17 protein-coding genes and 2 pseudogenes are annotated in these 23,231 nt (G+C 51.1%); 16 read left to right on the top strand and 3 right to left on the bottom strand.

Annotation, left to right across the window (positions count from 1 at the left end; genetic code table 11):
- Window positions 1-169 precede the first annotated feature (169 nt).
- The 12 genes and pseudogenes from ACF2G4_RS21175 to ACF2G4_RS21120 all read left to right on the top strand — a co-directional run.
- Complete coding sequence (locus ACF2G4_RS21175) at window positions 170-910, top strand: hypothetical protein (RefSeq protein ID WP_409076398.1); 741 nt, start codon at window positions 170-172, stop codon at window positions 908-910.
- Between the two features lie 87 nt (window positions 911-997).
- Window positions 998-1,480: a hypothetical protein gene (locus ACF2G4_RS21170; RefSeq protein WP_409076397.1), complete on the top strand. Its 483-nt coding sequence runs from the start codon at window positions 998-1,000 to the stop codon at window positions 1,478-1,480.
- An 85-nt stretch (window positions 1,481-1,565) separates the two neighbouring features.
- The gene (locus tag ACF2G4_RS21165; protein WP_409076396.1) at window positions 1,566-2,696 is read left to right on the top strand and encodes a tellurite resistance domain protein; all 1,131 of its coding nucleotides are present in this window, start codon (window positions 1,566-1,568) and stop codon (window positions 2,694-2,696) included.
- Between the two features lie 49 nt (window positions 2,697-2,745).
- Window positions 2,746-4,236, top strand: a complete 1,491-nt coding sequence (locus ACF2G4_RS21160; protein ID WP_243079564.1) for an SrfA family protein — start codon at window positions 2,746-2,748, stop codon at window positions 4,234-4,236.
- A 17-nt stretch (window positions 4,237-4,253) separates the two neighbouring features.
- Window positions 4,254-7,328, top strand: a complete 3,075-nt coding sequence (locus tag ACF2G4_RS21155) for a virulence factor SrfB (protein ID WP_409076395.1) — start codon at window positions 4,254-4,256, stop codon at window positions 7,326-7,328.
- Complete coding sequence (locus tag ACF2G4_RS21150; RefSeq protein ID WP_409076394.1) at window positions 7,328-10,021, top strand: putative virulence factor; 2,694 nt, start codon at window positions 7,328-7,330, stop codon at window positions 10,019-10,021. Before ACF2G4_RS21155 ends, ACF2G4_RS21150 begins: the two co-directional genes overlap by 1 nt.
- Complete coding sequence (locus ACF2G4_RS21145) at window positions 10,015-11,007, top strand: hypothetical protein (RefSeq protein WP_409076393.1); 993 nt, start codon at window positions 10,015-10,017, stop codon at window positions 11,005-11,007. Before ACF2G4_RS21150 ends, ACF2G4_RS21145 begins: the two co-directional genes overlap by 7 nt.
- The gene (locus tag ACF2G4_RS21140; protein ID WP_409076392.1) at window positions 11,007-12,965 is read left to right on the top strand and encodes a vWA domain-containing protein; all 1,959 of its coding nucleotides are present in this window, start codon (window positions 11,007-11,009) and stop codon (window positions 12,963-12,965) included. The genes ACF2G4_RS21145 and ACF2G4_RS21140 overlap by 1 nt, the downstream gene beginning before the upstream one ends.
- Window positions 12,965-13,693 (top strand): ABC transporter ATP-binding protein, encoded by a 729-nt coding sequence (locus ACF2G4_RS21135; RefSeq protein ID WP_332626177.1) that lies wholly within the window; start codon window positions 12,965-12,967, stop codon window positions 13,691-13,693. Before ACF2G4_RS21140 ends, ACF2G4_RS21135 begins: the two co-directional genes overlap by 1 nt.
- A complete protein-coding gene (locus ACF2G4_RS21130; protein WP_409076391.1) occupies window positions 13,683-14,897 on the top strand; it encodes an ABC transporter permease in 1,215 nt (404 codons plus the stop codon). Before ACF2G4_RS21135 ends, ACF2G4_RS21130 begins: the two co-directional genes overlap by 11 nt.
- A 48-nt stretch (window positions 14,898-14,945) precedes the next feature.
- On the top strand, window positions 14,946-16,529 hold the full coding sequence (locus ACF2G4_RS21125; RefSeq protein ID WP_409076390.1) for an SUMF1/EgtB/PvdO family nonheme iron enzyme: 1,584 nt from the start codon (window positions 14,946-14,948) through the stop codon (window positions 16,527-16,529).
- A 269-nt stretch (window positions 16,530-16,798) separates the two neighbouring features.
- Window positions 16,799-17,091, top strand: a pseudogene (locus ACF2G4_RS21120) (RidA family protein); the annotation flags it as partial.
- A 187-nt stretch (window positions 17,092-17,278) separates the two neighbouring features.
- Here the strand turns inward: ACF2G4_RS21120 and ACF2G4_RS21115 are convergent.
- Window positions 17,279-18,142, bottom strand: a pseudogene (locus tag ACF2G4_RS21115) (alpha/beta fold hydrolase).
- A 430-nt stretch (window positions 18,143-18,572) separates the two neighbouring features.
- Window positions 18,573-19,034, bottom strand: coding sequence for a helix-turn-helix domain-containing protein (locus ACF2G4_RS21110; RefSeq protein WP_215844727.1), 462 nt, complete (start codon window positions 19,032-19,034; stop codon window positions 18,573-18,575).
- Window positions 19,035-19,162: 128 nt separating this feature from the next.
- Between ACF2G4_RS21110 and ACF2G4_RS21105 the strand changes: the two genes are divergently transcribed.
- The 4 genes from ACF2G4_RS21105 to arsH all read left to right on the top strand — a co-directional run bounded on the left by ACF2G4_RS21105 (window position 19,163) and on the right by arsH (window position 22,731).
- Window positions 19,163-20,374, top strand: a complete 1,212-nt coding sequence (locus ACF2G4_RS21105; protein WP_409076443.1) for an MFS transporter — start codon at window positions 19,163-19,165, stop codon at window positions 20,372-20,374.
- Complete coding sequence (locus ACF2G4_RS21100) at window positions 20,371-21,258, top strand: EamA family transporter (protein WP_409076389.1); 888 nt, start codon at window positions 20,371-20,373, stop codon at window positions 21,256-21,258. The genes ACF2G4_RS21105 and ACF2G4_RS21100 overlap by 4 nt, the downstream gene beginning before the upstream one ends.
- A 418-nt stretch (window positions 21,259-21,676) precedes the next feature.
- Window positions 21,677-22,012: a helix-turn-helix transcriptional regulator gene (locus ACF2G4_RS21095; protein ID WP_215844726.1), complete on the top strand. Its 336-nt coding sequence runs from the start codon at window positions 21,677-21,679 to the stop codon at window positions 22,010-22,012.
- Window positions 22,009-22,731, top strand: a complete 723-nt coding sequence (gene arsH / locus ACF2G4_RS21090; RefSeq protein ID WP_409076388.1) for an arsenical resistance protein ArsH — start codon at window positions 22,009-22,011, stop codon at window positions 22,729-22,731. Before ACF2G4_RS21095 ends, arsH begins: the two co-directional genes overlap by 4 nt.
- A 58-nt stretch (window positions 22,732-22,789) precedes the next feature.
- Here the strand turns inward: arsH and arsC are convergent, their stop codons facing one another.
- Window positions 22,790-23,218 (bottom strand): glutaredoxin-dependent arsenate reductase, encoded by a 429-nt coding sequence (arsC, locus tag ACF2G4_RS21085; RefSeq protein ID WP_110015861.1) that lies wholly within the window; start codon window positions 23,216-23,218, stop codon window positions 22,790-22,792.
- Window positions 23,219-23,231: the final 13 nt, after the last annotated feature.

Genomic DNA, 23,231 nt, shown 5'->3' with positions numbered 1-23,231 from the left:
AAGTGAAAACTCAAGTATATGAGTTTATCTGGACTTGCAGGATTTATAGCCCTGGATTTGCGCTTGATAGATCACAGCCAAACCCTGATTTTTAAATTTTACAGTAATAGTGTCTATGGACAGCACACTCTTTCAGCGCTGATCCATTCGATCATTTAAGGATAAAAAGATGTTGAATAAGTTTAAACGTAGCACAACCTGTCTCCTTGTTTCTTTTTCCCTTCTGCTTGGTGGTTGTGCTAACACTGGGAGCTCTCTCTTATCAAGCACCAAACCAGATCCACGACTGACCAGTGGTGAACAATCCCAATTATTTAGCAGTTCAGCTGCCCAGGGCTGCGGCATGGGAGCTCTAGCGGGTGCAGGCCTTGGTGCTTTGACGGGGGCTCTGGCTGGAAATAGCAAGAAAGCATTGGTAGGGGCTGCAGTAGGTGGCGCTGCCGGATGTGCTGCAGGGGTTGCGACAAACTACTACATAGACAATCTGAAAAAAGAATACGCCACCACCGCCGATCGTCTGCAAGCGATGGATAAAGACATTAATAAAGACACTGCTGATATAGCGACAACAACCGCGGCCATGAAGGCGGTTATCAGTGATAACCATGCCACATTAACCAAAATTAGCATACAGAAAGACAAAGCAGGCTTTGATAAAGCCAGCGCAAAAAAAGAATTGTCGCAAGTTGATGCCAATATCAGCGTCATGAAAGAAAAAATTAAAAATATGAATGAAAAAAGCGCTGCGTATAAGGTCGCGCTGCAGGGACAAGCCACCAGCACACCGGCGGATAAAGACAAACTGAAAAAACTGAACGCAGAGTATAGCGAGCTCAGTGGCCAAATTACCGCATTGGAATCTGAAGCGAATGGTTTATACAGCCAACGCCAAGCTATTTCATTAGGCTGATAATGACGGGCCGACATTATTGTCGGCCCTGTTTAATTTTATTGCTGAACAATTTTATATCAGCCCTATCAACTCATGGACGCCTTTATGAGAATTTATGTCTTAGTCGCTTCGCTATTACTTGCCGGATGTGCCACATCCCCTCAGGACTGCGATTTACACGCTCAGGAACCTGGTTTTATTACCAAGTTGAGTTGTACTACTTCCGGCGGCTATCGTCAGAAAGTCGACGAGCAAGAGCGCCATGTACTGCAAAGTCAACGCGACAATAAAATCGCCCAACAAAATTTTGCGGATACCCAATCTAGGGAGCAAGCCTCTAGTCAGAAACTGGCTAATGAACAAACCAGGTTGAAAGCGGCGCGATCTGATTTGGCCCAGACGCTGAAAAAGCTCAAGTCGGGCAAGGCAAACAACCAGCTGCGCCAGCAAGAAATTAAGCAGTTGGAAGCGTTGCAAAGTCAGTCTCAGCAGGCTAATAGCGCCAGTGAAGTTGCCCAGATTGAGAAGGGAATTGCTGCTGCCAAAGCCAGAATTGCAGCGCTTGAGCAAGCTAACGCACTTCAATAATGCGTCGCCAGGGTGGCGGCGCTTTATGCTCGCCACATGACCAATCAGCATCTGATGCTAATAACAACAAACATGAATCTGGGCTATGCAACGATTAACAAGATCAGCGCTAATTGATGATTCCACCCTCGCCATCTATGAAGAAACGGTTGCGATTATTCACCGTTATCTTCCGACTTCCCTTGCGCTGCTTTATGCCACCACACGTCGAAGTGCAGAAGGGAATCTGGAGTGGTGGACAGCGCGACAAGGTCTTGCCACTCCGCTGTCAGCACTCAGCGACGCTGAACAAATCGAGATTCAGCGTAAGCGTCAGCAGTATCAGGACACAATTGCAGGTCTAATTGGTCAACTTACCGCCCGGGAGGAAAGCAAAGCGGCCCAGGCATTGCAAACGCTGCTTACCCATTCACAGGCTCTGGACTGTTATGGCGTCAGTGGTGAGCCGGTATTAATTAACTGGGCTCCCCTTACTGAGGTGGTATCAACACCGAGGCAGCGACGATTTCTGCCTTGGTTGCTATTGGGATTGTTGCTGCTGTTGCTTACTTTCGTAGGGTGGTGGTTCCGTGCCTCCTCCCTTCCAAATGCAGCCCTGCCCGCACAGAGCAAAACGCCAGCTGCGGTTAAGGACGCCTCGCCGAAAAAGACCCTGTTAACGCAGGATTATCCAAGCGTAAATCTCGCCAAAAGAAACGACTTCGGCCGCATCAAAGTCAATCTGGCCTGGCAACAAGGCCAGAATGAGCAACCGGTAGATCTGGATATTGCCGCGTTTGTTAAGTTGAAAAACGGCAGGAACAGTGGCGTTGAGGCACTCAGTAAATACTCAGGTGATTATGAAAAAGCTCCCTTCATGCTATTGCAAAAAGATCTTCGCGACGCAGGCAACAAAGATGGCGAATGGCTATTCATTAACGGCGGCCAATGGCAGGAGATTGATGAAGTACTGATATACAGCTTCATTTACGGCGGCGCGAATAACTGGAAGGGGCTTGATGCCACGATCACGCTCTCTGTTCCGAACCAGCCGCCGATCAGTTCCACTTTGATTAATAGCGGTGAACGCAATGATGTTGCGGCAATCGCACGATTAAAGAACGTTGATGGTGACATCAAGGTTGAGCGGCTTAACAGCTTCTTCCCAAACCGGGAGTCACTGGCTAAGCACTATGGCTGGAACTTTGAATGGACGCCTGGTGCCAGCAAGAATTAGCCACCTTCATCTGACTTGCGTTAAATAACAGCCTTACAAGGTTTAGACAATGCGAAATTCGATTCAGGGACCACTGTTACGTACCGGGAAAAACTCTTTGTTTAAGGCGCTGGGTGAGACCGGCTATCCGGTGTTTAAGATGGCCTTTCAACTCCGTGAAGCTATTTACCGTCTTGATGCCGGGCGCGATTTGGCACGACACCTTGCCATCCCGCAAAATGAACAGGATGGCGATCGTACTGATTGGTACAGCAGCTTTGCAGGCGATGTCATCCCCTGGAGTGTTGCAACGGAAAGCGAGCGAGCTTCTGCGCGACAGCAATTCAGCGAATTCCAGATGGCGGTACAGGCCTTAAGTGAGCAGATGCTGAACGCTGAGAATAGTGGTGCAGGCGGCGATCGGCGGGTATTCGCCCAGTTGTTAAAAGCGGTCGTTAATTTTCCCGATGATGAGTTTCTTTATCTGGTTAATGGGGTGCTGGTGATCACTTTCTGGGGCTTTGTTCATCCAACTGGCGAGCAGAGTAACCCGATGCACTGGCTGCAACCCAGCTCAGTACCCGCGCCAAAAACCGGTGCTCCCGTCACTCAGCCACTGGCGCAAGCAGCATCGACACCTATCCACTCCATCGAGACCGTGCCGCATACCGGACGCAGGAAATGGAACTGGCGATGGTTACTCTGGCTTCTGGTCGCCCTGCTATCTCTTGCGCTGATCCTGGGATTACTGCGTGGCTGCGTTCCTTCGCTTTCCCTGCCGGGACTGCCGAAATTATCCGGTGAGAATCATCATAGCCAGCCGATCAGCAATGTGGGCAATAGCCAAGACGTGGAGGTCAATCCTTCAGCCAGTACCGGCACCCAAATCCCTGTCAATACCGGTGGGCTGAACACAGCAAACAATGCGACAGTAGCGGATCCAGCCGAGGCTAATCAGTCTCTGAATCGTACAGGTACAGAGACTGCCAATGAGCCGACGATGGCTGACACCCCAACCTCAACGGAAAATGCAAGTGAGCCACAGGCGCAGCCAGGCGCAAGCGGAGTTCCAGTAGCTGATTCAGCAGCGGTGACTGCACCCGTTATGCCAGAGACACAAAACAGTGCGCCGCAAAACCCTGCGGTCACGCCTAACACCGTGCCACCAGTCCAACCCGTGCAGGGTGAACCGCTGACGCTTCCTGCTGCTTTACCCGATGGCCCTGCACAGTTTCTTAATGGGCAGTGGCGAGTTAACGGCGGTATTCAGGACAAACTTACTGGTCGCCCGTTGCAGCTGCAATACAACTTCAAACAGGGCGACGGCACCGTCAGCGTCCGTCAGTCCAATGGTGTCATCTGTACCGGCGCGGCTAAAGGGAGTGTGCAACAAGGTGCACTCAACATTAAGAATCCTGAGCAAATGGCCTGCAGCGATGGCTCAAACTTTATTGGCCCAACCATAGAGTGCAAATCGCCTACTGCTGGCCACACTGATTGTGTCGGTAACAATGATGGGGATAAAACCTTCCCCATTCGTATGCTGCAACCCCATTCTTAAACAGGGACGAAGAGATTATGTTGCCTGAAATTGTTTCTTTTGATCGCCAGGTCACTCTGGTCGGAGACTCCGGAATTCAGTTTATGGATTTCGGTTTAACCCTTAAACGCCAGACTGCGGGTACGGGTGAATTTGTCAAACTCGCCAACGGCGTGCTAACACGTCTGATTTACAACGAACAGCGCGATTACTATTTCTATCAGCCGACGCCAGACAAAATTGAGAAAGCGAAAAGCCAATACGACATTCCTGTTGAGCAGAGCCTGAAGCTGCTGGACAGCGTCTGGTTGCCGCTTCCCTTGTTCCGTTTTAGCTTGCCCAATATTTACCAGGAAGGGCCGCTGAACTGGGCACGTTTTCGCATTGTGAAACTGCCGGAACCTGATATGGATGGCCACAGCCACCGCATGACGCTGGCGATTGATACCCGCATCATGGCCAAACAACAATCGGCCGCGGACCTCAGCCCTAATCATGAAGATGTGAATGCAGGTGCCACCTTTGCAGTAGCCACTGCCACTTATGCACTCAACTGGTATTTGACCCAGGACTGGGTCAAAGATTGGCTGATCGATGTATTTGGCGAAGCCAGCAAAGGCCGGGATATTGACGAGCGCGAGGATGAAATCGCCCAACAGTATCCGCTGGCGCACTATCTTAACCTGCTGTCACTGATGGCTGAGCCACTTGAGGGCCTACAAACCCAAACCACAGCCTTTATCGAGATACCCCAGTTTAAAGTGATCGCCAATCGGGAAGTGAACGCCATTAAACCGATTCCGGTCGACCTGATCCTCGATGTAGGTAACTCTCGTACCTGCGGCATTTTGATTGAAGATCACGGGCAATCAGGATCCGGCTTGATGCACAACTATGTGCTGAAGCTGCGCGATCTGAGCGCACCTGAACATATCTATATCGACCCGTTTGAAAGTAAGGTGGAGTTCGCCCAAGCCTTTTTTGGCAAAGATCTTTATTCCGTACGCAGCGGTCGCCACGATGCTTTCCAGTGGCCAACCATCGCCCGCATTGGGGGTGAGGCCAGTCGCTTAGCTTCACGCCGGCGAGGGAGCGAAGGTTCTACAGGGCTTTCCAGCCCTAAACGCTATCTGTGGGATGAGAAATTTTATGGCCAGGGCTGGCGCTTTAACGGCAGCTCAATGCAGGAGACCAATCCTCTCGCCACTGCCGCCCCCTTTGCCAATTTAATTAATGAAAAAGGCGAAGCCCTGCATACCATTGAAGATGAGATGGATCGCATCCCGGTATTCACTCCACGCTATTCCCGCAGTTCGCTGATGACCTTTATGCTGGCAGAGGTGTTGACTCAAGCCATTAGCCAGATCAACAGCCCTGAGCAGCGTATTCGCGAAGGCCATGCCGGTCTTCCTCGTCAACTTCGCCATATTATTCTGACGGTTCCACCGGGTATGCCGATGGCGGAGCGCTGTATTCTTGATGAAAGAATGCGTCAGGCCGTAGGTTTAGTATGGAAATCTCTGCGCTGGCATACGGGTGAGAATGATCCTTATCTTGATGAGGGTGAAGACCACAGCAAGGGCAACATCAAAATTCCACTGCCTAAAATCCGCGTAGAGTGGGATGAGGCTTCCTGTGCCCAGCTGGTGTATCTGTATACAGAGATTAATCAGAACTTTGCCGGTCATCCGGAAGTATTTTTCAATACGCTTGGCCGCCCAGATCGCCAAGATCGGGAAACCCTCACCATTGCATCGATTGATATTGGCGGGGGCACAACAGATCTGGTCATCACCGATTACCGTCTGGATCGTAACGGCGTGTCCAGCAGTGGCGCAAACGTGCATATCATCCCCCACCAGCGATTCCGGGATAGCTTCAAAATTGCCGGGGATGACATTTTGCTCGACGTTATTCAGTCCTACGTGTTGCCTGCTTTCGAGTTGTCGCTGCGTGAAGCAAATGTGCGTTCGGTTGAGACGCTGATGTCGCAGCTGTGCGGTTCACAAAATATCAGTGCCGCCGAAGCGGTGCTGCGCCAGCAACTGAGCTTGCAATTGTTTGTGCCCCTGGCGCTGCACATCCTTGCCCGCTATGAGCAATATGATCCGCAGAATGAGCAGACCCATCTGCTGATCAATCAGCGCGTCCGTGAATTATTGCCGGCGGGCAGTATCAGTGATGAGGTTGAAAGCTTTGTGCGCCGTGAAGTGAAAAAGGCGGGAGGCCAGGATGACTTTAAAATTGCAGATATTACCCTCAATATCGCACTGACGAAGATGCACAGTGATGTGTGCTCAGGCAAGTTCAACATTGACAAAGTGCTCACTGCGCTGTGCGAAGTGCTGTCCTGTTACCACTGTGACCTCTTGCTGTTAACGGGCCGACCGTCGCAACTGTCAGGGATTCAGGCAATTGTCCGCCGCAACCTGCCCTTACCTCCAGGACGTATTCTGGCGTTACATGGTTACAAGACCGGCACTTGGTATCCTTTCCATAAAAACGGCCATATTCACGATCCAAAAAGCACCGCTTCGGTTGGCGCGATGCTGTCGCAGTTGTGTGCAAACCACAGCATTCCCAACTTCCATTTCCATATCTCAGCGCTGAAACCGTATTCCACCATTCGCCATATTGGCACCATTGATATGGACAGCCTGATCCACGATGCCGACGTTATCTACCGTCATATCAAATCTGAAGATGGGCAGATTTCCTTGCCGGTGTTGATGAATGATGAGGGCGAGGCAACCACAGCAAGCATTGTGATGCGTGGCGACCTGCGATTAGGTTATCGCCAGCTGGATGCGGAGCGCTGGTCTGCATCTCCCTTATACACGTTGCGATTCAGCGAATCTGGACGTGAAAACTTCTCTAAAGCGAAATCCCTCGACAGCGGATCTCCGTATCTGCAAGTCAGGCTCACGATAGATAAAGGCAAAGCTGCACGCAAATTAGGTCTGATCAGCGATCGTCTAACCATCGCTGATGTCAGCAGCAACACCGACCGGTCTTTCGGCAAGAAAGATGTCGAGCTGGAACTCAATACCATGCCCGATACAGGACTCATTGACAGCCGACACTGGCTCGATAGCGGGAGTGTGAAAAAATAATGAACAATGATCAAAAGACTCTTCAACAAGGATGGGCGGCTATCGCCCAAGGTTGTCAGGATGCTCTGGAATGGGTGGGCAATGTGCGCACCGGGTCTCGCCGCCTGGATACGGAAGCTGACCCACTGAATCTTAATTTGCTGCGTACCCGTAATCTGGCGAACAGCCTCTCTCAGGTCTCTGGTACGCCGATGACTGTAGGCTTCTTTGGCATTTCTCAAGCGGGTAAGTCTTATCTTATCTCGGCGTTAGCCGCAGGTAGCAATGGCGAATTGGAAGCTCGCTATGGCACCAGGGTGGTGGACTTTATTAAAGAGGTCAATCCGGTTGGCGGAGGTAAAGAGGCGACGGGGCTGGTCACCCGCTTTACTCGGCACGCGCCCGAAGCGCCGCAGGGCTTCCCAATTCCTTTGCGCCTGTTCAGTGAAATCGAATTGGCAAAGATTCTCGCCAATACCTGGTTCAATGACTTCAACCATGAACATCTGAATTATCAGCTTGATGAAAACCACATCGAAGAACGTCTGCGTCCTTTCCTGCAGCGTGCAGGTCAGGCTGATGTTAATAATGGCGTCAGCAGTGAGGACGTTGTTGCACTGTGGGATTACCTTAATGCTTCATTCAAAAAATCAGTAGAAAAGCTTGAACATGCCTGGTGGCCTCAGGTACTTAAAATCGCCCCCATCCTTAATCCACATGAGCGTGCAGACCTTTTTTCTCTTTTATGGGGAGAGCAACCGGAACTCACTGAAACATACCGTTCATTGGCCCATGTGCTGGCAAAACTCAACCACGCAAAAATGGTGTTTGCCCCGCTAGAAACGCTTATCGACCACAATAATGGCAGCATAATGAACGTCGACAGCCTGAATCGTCTTGATTCAGGCCAGGATCGCCCTGTCGAAATACGTTTTTGGAAAGAGAATCAACAAACCGGCAGCGCCCACTTGTCACAAGCGGAACTCGCGGCGTTGACCTCAGAGCTTATTTTCCCGCTGGCAGAGGTTACGCCAGACAGCGTGATGGAGCAGGTCGATTTACTCGACTTCCCCGGCTATCGCGGTCGCCTCAAACTGCTCGCCCTAAAAGATGCTGCTCAGACTGGGCAGAATCCAGTATCTCAGCTCCTGCTGCGCGGCAAAGTCGCCTATCTATTTGAGCGCTATACCGATAATCAGGAAATGAATGCGCTAGTGGTATGCGCCAGCTCGTTTAAACAAAGTGACGTATCCGATGTGGGCCCGGTGCTCACCCGCTGGGTCGAGAAGACGCAAGGCAAAACTGCAGAAGAGCGTGGCAGGAGCAAAGCAGGCCTGTTCTGGGCCATCACCATGTGTGATATGCGCATCAGTGACAGTCTTAAGAAAACGGAAAGTCAGTTGAATGAGGCCTGGGAAGGCATGATGCACATGACGCTGCTGGAACGTTTTGCCCAATATGACTGGTTAAAAGAGTGGTCGCCCGGCAAGCCATTTGATAACTGTTTCCTGGTGCGTAAACCAGGAATGGATACCCCGTTTCTGACACTCGAAAGTGTCCCTGGGCAGGAAAGTCTAAAAGAGGTCGCGATTACCGAACGGTATCGTGATGTCATCGACACCATGGGTCGCGCCTTTATCACCCGTCATAACGTGCATCGTCATGTTGCTACACCCAACGAGGCATGGCAGGAGATGCTTAAGCTCAATGATGGCGGCGTTTCTCGCCTGACCGGGGCTTTGCGTGGCGTTGCTCACCTGGCGTTCAAATTGGATCGCCTGCATGAGCAGTTGAAGCAATGCCGCATCGAAACCGCAGAAAAACGCCTCGGCCGTTGGTACCAGCATGACGGCGACGGCCAACTTGGCAAAAAACAAGCCATTGCCAAAGAACTATGGCAAGGCTTATCCGCTTGCCCGCAAAGTTTGGGAGAGATGATTGGTCGTTTAGATCTGCCCTCTTATGAGCTGAATAATATCTATCTGAGCATCCGCGATCAGGATCAAGAGCTTCAAGTTAGTGATGTCAAGCCTCCGCAAAATACCTTTGCCGCTAATCCGTTTGGTAGTAACCCTTTTGCAAGCAATCCTTTCGGTGAGGATTCCATCGGGGAACAGCCCACAACGGTCGCCCCCCTGCCAGAACGCGTCGGTCAGGATGACGAATTCGCCCATCAGGCATTCAAAGCCTGGGTCGCGCATCTAAGGGAGCTGCCGCAGCAAACCGCGTATTGGCAACAGCTTGGGCTCAACAGTGAAACTATTAATCTGTTGTGTGAAGAGTTGGTCACCGCAGCCACGCGCCTGGATCTGGAAGGCATGCTCAAACGCGCACTGGCTGGCCAGGAGCAGGCGGGAACGCGTCGTGAGCAGTTACTGGCACGCCAGACTCAGCGTACCCAGCTGGCGATGCGAGATTTTATTGCCTGGTTTGGCTACCTCACTTTGCCAGAAGCGCAAATCCCTAACAGCTATGTTGGAGAGAAAAAGAAAGTGTTTGCCCGCCAGGCTCCGCTTGCCAGTGATGAATTGCCACAACTGGCCGCTGTCGCCCCACAGCCAGGCGTAGCCTATATGGGCGACTGGCTATCGGCATTAATGGCACTCACCCTGGACAATGCAGGCCACAGCGCCACTCGCGATATCTCCATTGAACAAAACCGGCAACTTGGCCAGATCATCGGCCAAATGAAACAAGAGAACCTGTCATGCTAGCTAAAATTTTACCCTGCCAACCCGCAGAGCCGGGCTTTGCACAATTGATGATTCGCCTTCGTGGTGAAGACACATTACTGTCAAATCTGAACTTTACGTTGTGCAACAATGAGCAGAATTACCTGCAGCATGACGGCCGCTGGAGCCCAGCGCCGCACCTGTTTACCCTCAATGGTGGTTATTTATTCAACAATGGCAGCGGTTTCCGTATTGGCCCGGCCTTACTTGACCCTCTGCTAGCAAGCGCTAGTCAGGTTCAAATTCAGGCTCAGTTAGCCTCTGGTGAAACCCGGAGTACCACACTCCAGTTGGTACGTGATGAGCTGTTCTCTTCTGGTGCCCGTGGACAAACCGCTAACTACGGTAGTAGTAGCGTGGCGGACTCACCTCTCCCAGCGACTGAATCCGAACCTTTCCCGGTAACAGCAGCTGAGCCTGCGCCACCTGAACCGATTCGCGCGCCAACCACAGCACGTCCCAAACGCAACTCGTCTCTGTTCCCGATTATCGCTGCCGTGCTGCTGGTGGTGTTAATTGCCGCAGGTGCGCTCTGGTGGTTTATGGGGCGAGACAGCGCCACCCCATCAGCGGCAGAGAAACCGGAAGCCCCAGCCGCTTCAGCGGCAGCCAAACCTGATGCCAACGTATGTTCACCTGCTAACCTGGCGAGCCAGAGTGAGCTCGATTTTGTGCAAAACTGCGTGCAACAGAAACTCGACAGTGACAAGTTACTGCTCATCATTCAAGCAGCCAAAGACGCGAAGCAGTGCGGTGTGGCTCAACGCCTTTACGCGCATAGCGCTCAGGGTGGCGATACCAGGGTCGCTCTCGCCTATGCCGCTGAATATGATCCGCAGGATCACAAGCCAAGCGAATGTTTCAAAACCCCTGACCCGGATACTGCCGCTTATTGGTATGACACTGTGCTGCAAACCGATCCAGAAAATCAGAAAGCAAAGCAACGTCTTGAGGAGCTGAGAAAATAATGACTACGCATTTTCTTCGGCTTGCCCTGCCGCTATGTGGCCTGCTTCTCGCCAGTCAGCCGTTGGCAGCGGAGGGTGACAAACCCCTGTTGCAGGAAGGAAAGAAAACCTTATTCCAAAGGGTTCTGACGACACCAGGCTGTAAAATAGGAACAGCAGCAGGCGATGATAAGGGCCAACTGCAACCCGCGTTTAGCAGCTTTTATGTTTATCAAAAAGCGGAGGTGAACGGCCAGAGCTGGGTCAAGGTCGGGCCCGATAGCTATGGCAAAACCATTGGCTGGTTACCACAGTCCTGCACCGTTGACTGGAAAATGCAGCTGACCCTGGCCTTTACTAACCCAGCGAACCGCGATCGGTTGGTGTTCTTTAAAGATAAGAAAAGCCTGGATGATATTCTCTCTGCGCCGGATCCCGTCTCGGTGGTTGCCCCCTTGCGCGCTCATCTGAAACGCGACGGTCATGCAGACGGGGTTTTAGCACAAGAACCAGAATACTTTGTTGATCTGCAAAAACAGTTCTACCTGTTGCCGATCCTCAGTGGCGAAGAGGTGATGACAGAGAGCGGTTTTTATACTCGCTTACTTAACGTCGCCTCTGTGAGCAAGGCAGACCTTACGACAAAACCGGCCGATGATGTTAATCAGCTTAAAGGCTTTAATGCCTCGGTGGTATTCGTAATCGATTCCACCATTTCGATGGGTCCGTATATTGATCGCACCAAAGAAGCGGTCAACAAAATTTATGACAAGATTAAACAGGAACACCTGCAGGATCAGGTTAAGTTTGGCCTGGTATCATTCCGCTCAAACACCAAAGCAGTACCCGGTTTGGAATTCACCTCGAAGGTTTTCGCCGACCCCAATCAGGTGAAGGATGGCAATGATTTCCTGCAGAAAGTCGCGGGTCTTAAAGAGGCTAAAGTGTCCAGCTCGTTAGTTGATGAAGATGCATATTCCGGCGTTCTTTCTGCTATCGATAACATCGACTGGAGTCCATTCGGCGCGCGTTACATCGTCTTAATCACCGATGCTGGCGCCATTGATGGTAGCAACAAACTCTCTTCTACCGGACTTGATGCTAAACAGCTGCGCCTTGAAGCGGGCAACAAAGGGATTGCGATTTATACTCTGCATCTGAAAACCCCTTCAGGCAAAGATGATCATACGAAAGCAGAAGGCCAGTACCGCGACCTCTCTAATTTTGACAGCACGCAGTCCAATCTCTACCAATCCGTTGATGCAGGTGACCTGAAAACCTTCGGGCAGCAGGTTGATACGTTGGCGGGTGCAATTACAGAACAGGTTAAAGCGGCTTATATGGGCGATCCGGCCATCGGCAGCGCACTCTACTCTAAAGATGAGGGCAAAAAACCGACGCCAGAAGAGAAATTGCTGGGGGATACTGCCCTGATTGGTCACGCCATGCAATTGGCATGGCTGGGTAAAAAGAATGACACTCAGGCTCCGCTGGTGTTTAAGGCTTGGATCAGCGATCGCGATCTAATCAAGCAAAACATCCCAACTACTGACGTTCGCGTACTGCTGACCAAAGGGCAGTTAAGCGATTTAAGTGATGTTGTGAGCCAGATCCTGCAAGCGGCTAACGAAGGCATGATCTCGCCAAATAAAATGTTTGAGCGCCTGCGCTCCGTTGCTGCCACCATGGGTGCCGACCCTAATCAGCTAAAGCAGCAGGAGAACGCCAAAATCAATGATCTCGGCGTGTTAGGTGAATACTTAGCTGACCTGCCCTACCGTAGTGATGTGCTGAATCTTGATGAAGAAACCTGGAAAAGCTGGGATGGCTTGTCGCAGGAGAAATTCATCCGCACGCTCTCCACTAAGCTACGTTACTACCAGAAATACAATGCCGATGTTGACCGCTGGGTGGAACTCGCCAAAGGCAGCGACCCGCGCGATCGCGTCTATCCGGTGCCACTGGAAATGATGCCCTAATGCTACATATAGACAACTTGTGTGTGGTGCGTGGTGAAGGGGATCAGGCGCATCCTGTCTACCTGCCGCAGCTAAGTCTGCGGCCAGGAGAGGTGATGGCGGTGACCGGCGAAAGCGGCTGTGGCAAAAGCACCCTCCTGGAAGCAATCGGTCTATTGTTACGCCCGGCCAGTATCGGGCGTTTCACCCTCCAGGGGGAAACGCCGCTGGATGTGGCCACGCTGCTAACCCACAATCAGCAAACTGAACTGGCTGAGATACGCGCCCGCCATTTGGGCTTTGTGCTACAAAATGGCGGCTTGCTTCCCTTTTTAAGCGTGCAGGACAACATCACACTACCGTGCCAGCTGCTTGGCAAGTCGCCGGATAAAGCGATGTTATCCAGGGTCATTGATACGCTAAAACTGGGCACTCTGTTAAACAAGTATCCGGCACAATTGTCATTTGGTGAACGGCAGCGCACCGCCTTTGCTCGCGCCATTCTGCACCGTCCCGGATTGGTCCTGGCCGATGAGCCCACCGCCGCACTCGATCCCCACAATGCGCAGCAACTTTTTAGCCTGTTTATCGATCTGGTTGCTCAGGAAGGCATGATGGCACTCGTTGTCTGCCATGACTGGCCACTGGTGCAACGTTTCAATTTGCCCTGCTTAGTTGCCCGCCCTGGCTCAGGTGCATCTGACTTATCAGGGGAACAAGACCAAAGGGGAAGCCACTTTGTCCTGTAATCGCACCCTTCTGCTGGGCCGCCTGGCACTGAAAGATCTGTGGCACGATCGCATCATCTCATTTTGCATTACGTCATCTCTGGTCGCGGTGATTGCCCCACTCCTGCTGCTGTTCGGTTTGCGGTTTGGCATTGTCAGCCAATTGCAGGATGAACTTGCTCATGATCCGCGCAATCTCGAAATCAGAATGTTGAGTAGCGGCAGTTATGATCCGGAATGGTTAGAACAACTGCGCCAACGTGCCGACGTGGGATTTGCCATTGGGCAAACACGTTCGCTCAATACCCTCACCGACCTGCAAGTAGACAGTACCCATTTCATTGAAAATGCCGAAGTGATTCCGTCCGATATGGGTGATCCGCTATTAGGCAATCTCAAGATCCAGCACGAAAATGAGGCGGTGTTAACGCAGGAGGCGGCACGAAAACTGGCGGTTAAAGTCGGTGATAGCGTGACGCTGCGTGTCAGTCGTCAACTCGATAATCGCCAGGAATGGGGGCGGAAAAGCCTGATAGTGGTTGGCATTTTACCCGCTACCTATTTCAATCGAGCAGCGATTTTTACCCAATCTTCCCTGCTATTGATGCTTGAGCATTTCAGAGACGGTTATGCTATCCCTGCCCTTGGCGTGAGCAGTGGACAACCATTAAGTGACAAATCCCCACGCTATGCGCGTGCCAGATTATATGCGCGGAGCATTGACGACGTTGCCAGCCTGGAGCGCGATCTGCGCGCGCAACGCATCGAAACGTCAAGCCGAATAGCTGATATTGAAAATGTGAAAAGCATCAACCGAGTGCTGGGGCTGATCTTCAATACCATTGCCGCCACCGCATTGATTGGCTGCATCACCTCTCTCATCGGATCATTTATCGCTAACGTCGATCGCAAACGCAAACATATTGCCGTGTTGCGGCTATTGGGCTTTACCGGCCCGGCCGTGGGAGGCTATGTCATTGTGCAAGGTTGCCTGCTGAGTCTGTTCGCTTATGTGGGTGGTTACGGTATCTATCTTATTGCCAGTCAGATTTTTAACCGGGCCCTGGCTGGTAGCCAAACCACCGACCAGATGCTGTGCAAAATAACCATAGCGCATAGTCTGCTGGCCATGATGATAACCGTTGTCGTGGCGCTGGTGGTTGCCAGCATCGGAGCTTACCGGGCCATTAATATTGAACCTGCGCAGAGTCTGCGTGAGGTGTAAGTCCACCCATCCTATTTTTAGTTAACTGATGATAAGCGGAGATTGTTCGTGACCTTAACGCCTTCCTCACTGCCATACTTGTTAGTACTGGGCCTTCTCGCCAATGTCTCTTCTGTATTGGCGGAGCCCTGGACCGAGAATAACTGGAATCCGAAACCGGATGGCGAAGATATTGTTCTGCCTATGCCCTGCGAAGGCTCAATGGTTTTCCGTCGGGTCGAGATCCCGATGGCAGGGCCACTTGATGACCTGCCAATTACGCTGGGCCAAGACAGTGGGGACTGGGGGGTTATCGAACATAGCTACCCCGCTTTTATTGCCGGGAGCTTCTCGGATAAAAAAGCAAAGGGACGCTATTACCTGATGGCGAAGTATGAACTGACCACCTTGCAGTATCAGGCGTTGACGGAGGGCACTTGCCCCACTCCTTCTCGCAAGCTCAGTTTACCGATGACGGGAGTCAGTTGGTTCGATGCAGTGAGTGCCGCCGATAAATACAATCAGTGGTTGCGCAGTCATGCCATGGATAAGTTGCCGCAGGAAGACGGTGATGCAGGCTTTTTACGCCTGCCTACAGAAGTAGAGTGGGAATTTGCCGCACGTGGTGGGCTTAAAGTGAATAGCGCCGAATTTCGCGATCAGCACTACCCGATGGACGACATGAAGAACTATGAGTGGTTCTCAGGTGCGCAGTCTTCCAATGGCAGAGCGCAACTCATTGGGCTGTTACAGTCCAATCCGCTGGGTTTGTATGACATGCTGGGCAACGTGTCAGAAATGATGTTCAATCCGTTTTACCTAAATAAACTCAACCGATTGCATGGCCAGGCCGGCGGCTTCGTCGTACGTGGCGGTAATTTTCTCTCCGGCCCGACAGAAATTCGCAGCGCGACACGTAAAGAAGTAAATTACTACGATCAGGCGACGCCTTTAACCAGCAAAACCACCGGCCTTCGTCTGGTGCTGGTGGCACCGACCATCACTTCAACTGATAAAGTGAAACTGCTGGAGAAAAGCTGGGAAACACTCGGGGCTGAAAATCAGGCCAACACAAAGAAAAACGATGAAGCCAAAGACACAGTCAAAGCGCTGGGCAGTCTCGCGTCGAATGTTGACGATGCAGCACTAAAACAAAAGTTGAAAGATCTGGAAAACCAACTGCGAGCCAGCAACCAGAAACAGCAGGAAGAGCGTGACCAGTCGATTCGCGCCAGCCTGAATTTAGGTTCATTTCTCTGCACCAAGTTACAGGATGATGGCCGCTTCCTCGATTTCTTAAACCATAACTACGAACTGCTGTGTAAGAACAAAGACGCCAGCGACGCCAATTGCGCCATTCGTAAAACCAAGCTGGGTGAGCAGTCTGACAGACTGCAACAGCTTACAGGATATTACGCAAGTAGCTTGGTTGATGCGACCACTCTGTATGGGAAAGAGGGTCTGCAGCATGAAGTCACGGTATTCGATCAAATGCTCACACTGAACAAGCGACTTTCAGGACTAAAGCCCTTCCTGGCCGCACACTGGCAGAATCAGCAGAAATATCTGGCAAACGGCAAGATAGATACAGCAGGCTGGCTGGAAAGCTGCAAACAGACCAACACCCCTAAAGCTATCACTCAGGAAAAGTAGGAAACAACGTGGAACGGGCAAGTAACTTATATTGGCAACGGTATTACCAAGGCTAGGTTGGCAGTCGACCAGCCTTGCCGAAACACAGCTCTATATCAGTATTCGGAATACCGATAGTGTATGGATTAAAGGCGTTAGTTAACGGGTGTTCAGGCTGGACAATAGTGGTGCCAGAGAGTTTAACGAACTGGCAGTAACTATTCAGCTCAATGATAAAACTAGTCATATTAAAATATCGGGATTTAAGTAATGCCTTCATCAGTTGTGCGCTCTATATTTCCGGCCTGACCGCGTTTGGCACAGCGGCCCAACATGAAGGCATTGCTGAGCAGGCTGAAGAAATATTCAGCCAAATCAGGAAAATTGTCAGCCTAGAAGAGATAGATTTTTCAGCACTAATCAAAGTGACTATATTCATCACCTCTTTTGAGGAGATCAACGGGCTACGCAACGTGCTGTACCGAAATTACCTGATCACTTGCCAGCCAGCTCGCTCGTAGAAGTCAGCCGCCTCTTCTCCCCTGACCTCTCGATAGAGTTTGAGGCTATATTCGGCCTTTGATTCATTGCTCATAGCCGGATAGTGACAACTGTTCGGCTCTAACGCCGTTTTATCAAACCCTCTCTGCAACATAACGTCCGATTTTCGCTCATAACTGACGTGTACTACTTGCATGTGGAAAGCGTCATGCCAGAAACGGACGCGCCTGGCCTGTAGGTAAGTTAATCAACAAGGAAAAGTTGAGCTGCTAAGTGCGTTTTAAAAGAAAATCTCTAAGTTCGGCTGTAACTTCTTCTGGTGCCTCTTCAGCCATATGATGACCGCTACCTATGGCTTTACCCGTGACATCTGGTGCCCAGCTTCTCCAGATACCCAATACGTCACCGTATATGTCTTCCAGATCATCAAATTTTGACCATAAGCATAGCGTCGGGCATTTAATCATCCGGCCGAGTTGACGGTCCTGAAGCTCATGCTGTTTATCTATATATAAACCAGCGCGATAGTCTTCTATCATTCCGTGTACTGTTTCCGGATCGTGTATGGCTCGCCTGAATTCAACATATTCTTCATCTCCCATTGATTCCGGCTGGCCTCCGTACCATTTGTCCGGGTCAGCCAGAATGGCCCGCTCTGGTTTCTCTGGCTGAGCAAAGAAGAACCAGTGATACCACTGTCTGGCAAATTTCTCATTACACCGGCTGAGAGCTTCAAGTATTGGGATACAATCCAGAACGGCAAGACAGGTGATTCGGTCCGGATAGTCAAGGGCAGCCCTGTAGGCCGTATAGCTGCCCCTGTCATGTCCAACAAGTGCAAACTGTTCGAAGCCCAGTTGGCTCATCAACTCAATACAATCTTTTGCCTTAGCTCTTTTAGAAGAATCCGCATGATCAGGCCGGTCGGCAGGTTTAGATGAGCGGCCGAAACCACGTAAATCAGGACATACAACGGTAAATGATTTGGCAAGCTCCGGGGCGACTTTTGACTAGGTTACATGAGTACGAGGATGACCGTGTAACAGCAAAACCGGAGGGCCATTACCACCATAACGTACATTAAGCTCTGCTTCTGAAACGTTAATTACTGTGTGCGTAAATCCCTTAAACATATTTTTCCCCTGCCAGTTGTGTAGTAAAAATTATAGGCAGTTTCTGCTCGCAATATTCCGAGGACGGATAAGCAACGGGAAGGCTGAGATAAATCATGGCACCCGAGGGCAACCAGAAATTCACGCAGGGATACAGGACAGAAACAGGCATCCGTCAGGGAAGATTTTCAGGCTTAACGTCCGCTTTTCACTCATAGAGGACAGAGTATCCGTGGCAAACTGCGTTGTGCCGTTCTGACGCTTCATAAATAAAGCTTCTGGCCGGAACGCTCACAGGTGATTGACGAAGATATTACGTGCTAGTGATCGGCGGGCAGCGGGTTAAAAATACAGAGACTGCTCCCACCAGCATAAGGGCTTCATGGATCATTTCCCCGCAGACAACGCTGGACCGTGGTTAACAAACCGGCGGCTCAAAACAAAAGGCCTGTCACTCCTTTTTGCCTGAAATCACACGCCGACGATGACAGTCGGTAGGCTGCAGTATGTTCCCGTCACATGAACGTACCTCCAATGTTTGGACAGGCTGTCCGTGCGTGTTATCCACAAGGACTGAATGTATTTCGTCCTTCTCAAACATATAGCGCTCTCCCCACTGACGTATAGCCACAACAATGGGGAAAATGGTTCGCCCTTTATCGGTAAGGACATATTCCCTGTACGCGCTGCCATCTGAAGCAGGACAGATCTCAAACACACCGATATCAACCAGTTGTTTTAGCCTGGAAGCCAGAATATTTTTAGCCAGTCCTAAATTCTTCTGGAACTCACTGAACCTGCGTACATCATCAAATGCCTCACGGATAATCATCAAACACCAACGTTCACCAATTGACTCTAATGTCCTGGCAACGGGACATTCGCTGGTCCTGAGTGATTCTTGTTTTGCCATCCGTTTTATCTCTCAGTTTACTTTTAGTGATCCAACCATACCCCTCCTTAAAAGAGGTTGCAAAAAAAAACCACCACTGTAGATTCTATTCGCAATGTAGTTTTAAAAAGAAACCAGATGAGGCAAGTATGCAGTGTAAGGCAGGCAAGAATTCTGATGTTGCGATACAGGCATCGTTAGCAGATGACCCGGTGCTCTCTCCCTGGATAATTTTTTTGTTCTCAGTGACTTGTGCCCTGGCGGTGGCAAATGTCTATTCTGCTCAGCCTTTACTTGAATCTATGGCAGCCACCCTGAATGTTGAACCCGGTATAATTGGCAGCGTAGTCACCCTTACCCAGACAGGCTATCTAGCCGGCTTGCTCTTTCTGGTTCCGCTCGGAGATCGGGTGAACCGAAAAATCCTCATTGTTACTCAACTGATACTTTCAGTACTGGCTTTGATAATAGCGGGATTATCACAAAATCTGGCGATCCTGCTTTGCGCTATGCTAGTGATCGGCTTGATGGCGGTAGTGGTTCAGCTCATGGTTGCATGGGCAGCGATACTGGCAGCTCCCCATAGACGCGGAGAGGTTGTAGGCAAGGTGACCAGCGGCATCGTTTTGGGGATTCTGCTGGCCCGCTTCGTCTCAGGAATCATTGCCGATCTTGCCGGTTGGCGGGCTGTTTATTTGATTGCTGCCTGCCTGATATTGCTGATCACATTAATCGTTGCGAAAGTGATGCCGCCCTCCCCGCCGCAGGCGAAAAAACCAACCTATGCCTTTCTACTCCTCTCTATTTTTCGTCTGTACATCACTGAACCTCAACTGAGGAAGCGCGGAGTCCTTGCTCTGCTTATCTTTGCAGCTTTCAGCATGCTATGGACCACGATGGTCATGCCACTTACTGCTATGTCGCTTTCGCATACTCAAATAGGTATGTTTGGTTTAGCTGGCATAGCGGGTGCGCAGGCGGCCTCAAAAGCCGGATTATGGGCAGACAGAGGCAAGGGGCAGCGCGCAACCGGATCAGCTCTGGCATTACTGACACTCTCATGGCTACCCATCGCGTATGCCGAAAAATCCCTGCTGTGGTTGATTATCGGCGTCATCGCGCTGGATTTTGCGGTGCAGACGGTCCATGTGATCAATCAGAGCATCATCATTTCAGCCATGCCCTCAGAGGCAAGCCGCCTCGTCGGAGCTTATATGTGTTTTTATTCCGTGGGCAGCGCCTTTGGCGCGCTTGTCGCAACTCAGCTCTATGCGCTCTGGGGGTGGCAGCCCGTCTGCTTCGCGGGTGCATTCGTGAGTGCCTGTGCTTTTATCTTGTGGTCAGGATTACCTAAATCATGAAATTACATCATCTGCTGCTTGCGATTCTGATAACAGCAATCTGGGGGGTTAACTTTTCAGTTATCAAGCTGGGGCTGAATGCCGTGGATCCCTTAATTCTGGCAGGTATACGTTTCACGCTATGCGCCTTGCCTGCGTTATTTTTCATAAGAAAACCTGACGTCAAATGGCGCTATATCATCAGCTATGGTCTGGTTTTTGGCATTGGTTTATGGGGGCTGGTCAACCTGGGGATTAAAACCGGGCTTTCTGCCGGAATTGCATCACTTCTGCTGCAATTCAGTGCCTTCTTTACCATCCTACTGGGAAGTTTGGTATTTAAAGAAAGTCTCAACCGTTATCAAATCGCGGGCTTCACTCTCGCTTGTACGGGCTTACTGAGTATTGTTTTTATTACTGATGGTTCCGTTACTCTCTTCGGTACGCTGCTGGTATTGGCAGGTGCGATGGCGTGGAGTATCGCCAATATCATTAATAAACGTTCGGGTACGAAGCAGATATTTGCCTTTTTGGTTTGGTCGAGCGCCTTTTCTCCAGTACCACTTTTTTTGCTGGACTGGCTGGTCAACGGTGCCAACGGATACACTGCGCTAGTCACACACCTTGACGCTCGCTCTGTGCTGTCAATACTGTTCCAGGTCTATCCCAATACGCTGTTTGGCTACTGGGTGTGGAATTCCCTGCTTAAGCAATACCCGATCTCTACCGTGGCGCCCTTGTCGCTGTTGGTACCGGTGTTCGGGATTCTGGGATCTATGGTGATATTTGGGGAAGATGTCTCGATGGTGAAGATTCTCGCCCTGATGCTGATTATTTCTGGACTGGCTGTAGGATTGTATGGTCACCGGTTAACGTCTTTTTTGCGGGAAAACGCATCAATTTGACACGTTACGTTCTTTACCGGCTGACGGCACAAGAACTATTTTGAAAAGCCCTTATAGCCATCAGGGATCAATTAAATAAAGCGGCCCGGAAGCCCGGCTACTTGCTCTACCTTGAGAAAATGGAAGCTGCAATTCTTGCTGCACTTGAAATCGAAGTCTTCCTTTAATTCGAATCATTCACCTTTAAAGCGCTTCCGACAAACTGATTATATCCGAGTGAAGTTAACGTCCGCTTTACGCTCACAGCAGACTCAGAGTAGCGCCTGGCCGCTGTGTGCCTGAAGCGGACGTTAATGCATTACCTATTCAGAAACAACCCAGTCATTTTAAGTCAGCAATAGAGTGCCAAGTTGATTAAATCAATGTTTGACGCTGACTAAATTTCCATTATTCTGGAAATATAGTTATTGGAGGTAGTATGGACTTACATACCGCAGCAAACGCACTTCGGGAGCTGGGCCACCCGACCCGTCTCAGCATATACCGGGAGCTTGTCAGGGCGGGTCATGACGGCCTGCCGGTTGGCGAACTACAGAAGCACCTTGATATTCCTGCCTCCACTCTCAGCCATCATCTTTCTGCGCTGATGTCTGCTGGCCTCATAAGTCAGGAACGTCAGAGCCGAACCCTGTTCTGCAGGCCCTGTTATTCACAGCTTGAGCAGCTGATGGCTTTTCTGACTGAAGAGTGCTGCGCCGGCGGCAGCGACTGCAGCCTGACTGCCGCGATCCCCCTTAAAGAGACTCCATTGTGAATAACGTGAATGATGCCTTGAACAATATCGATCCGACGCTCCTGGATGCGCCCCTTACGGAAGAGAAGCTGAAGGCCGCAGAAGTGCCGCACCCGCCCCGCATCCTGATGCTCTACGGTTCGTTGCGGGAACGCTCTTACAGCCGGCTCACCACGGAAGAAGCTGCCCGGTTGCTGACGGCTATGGGCGCGGAGGTGAAAATATTTAATCCGTCCGGCCTGCCTCTGCCGGATGATGTACCTGAAACGCACCCGAAGGTTGCAGAGCTGCGCGAACTGGTACTCTGGTCAGAAGGGATGGTCTGGTGCTCTCCTGAGCGTCACGGTGCCATGACCGGCATCATGAAGACGCAAATTGACTGGATACCCCTGACGTCCGGGGCGGTCCGGCCATCGCAGGGGAAAACCCTTGCAGTCATGCAGGTCAGCGGCGGCTCACAGTCGTTCAACGCCGTAAACCAGATGCGCATTCTCGGGCGCTGGATGCGAATGATCACCATCCCGAACCAGTCATCCGTGGCAAAAGCCTGGGCCGAGTTTGATGAGGACGATCGCATGAAACCTTCACCATATTACGACCGCATCGTGGACGTCATGGAGGAACTGATGAAGTTCACCCTGCTGACGCGCGGGCGAAGCAACTACCTGACCGACCGCTACAGTGAAAGAAAAGAGAGTGCCGCTCATCTCTCAGAGCGGGTCAATCAGCGCAGCATATAAAAAAGCCGGCAGATGCCGGCTTTTTTCACACTCGTTATGTCTGCAGCCTGGTGAAAAATCAGTGGCTGACGCGGTGACCGTGCTCATCAATGACCACTTCGCCATCCTCTTTGGTAAACGCTCCCTGCTGCGGATCTGGCAGAATGTCGAGAACCGCTTCGGACGGACGGCAGAGCTTCGTGCCGAGCGGCGTCACCACCACCGGGCGATTAATAAGGATCGGATGAGCCAGCATAGCATCGAGCAGTTCGTTATCGCTGAAGCGGTCTTCTGCCAGGCCGAGCTGCTCGTACGGTTCGGTATTCTTGCGCAGCAGGGCGCGTACGCTGATGCCCATGTCCGCAATCAGCTTCTTCAGCTCGTCGCGTGACGGCGGTGTTTCCAGATACAGAATAACCTTGGGTTCGGTGCCGCTGTTGCGGATAAGCGCCAGGGTGTTGCGGGACGTCCCGCACGCCGGGTTGTGATAAATGGTGATGTCAGTCATAAGCGGTACTCCG

It is taken from the genome of Pantoea phytostimulans (assembly GCF_046118715.1).
Classification (GTDB): domain Bacteria; phylum Pseudomonadota; class Gammaproteobacteria; order Enterobacterales; family Enterobacteriaceae; genus Pantoea; species Pantoea phytostimulans.
This window is presented reverse-complemented; position numbering and strand designations above follow the sequence as displayed.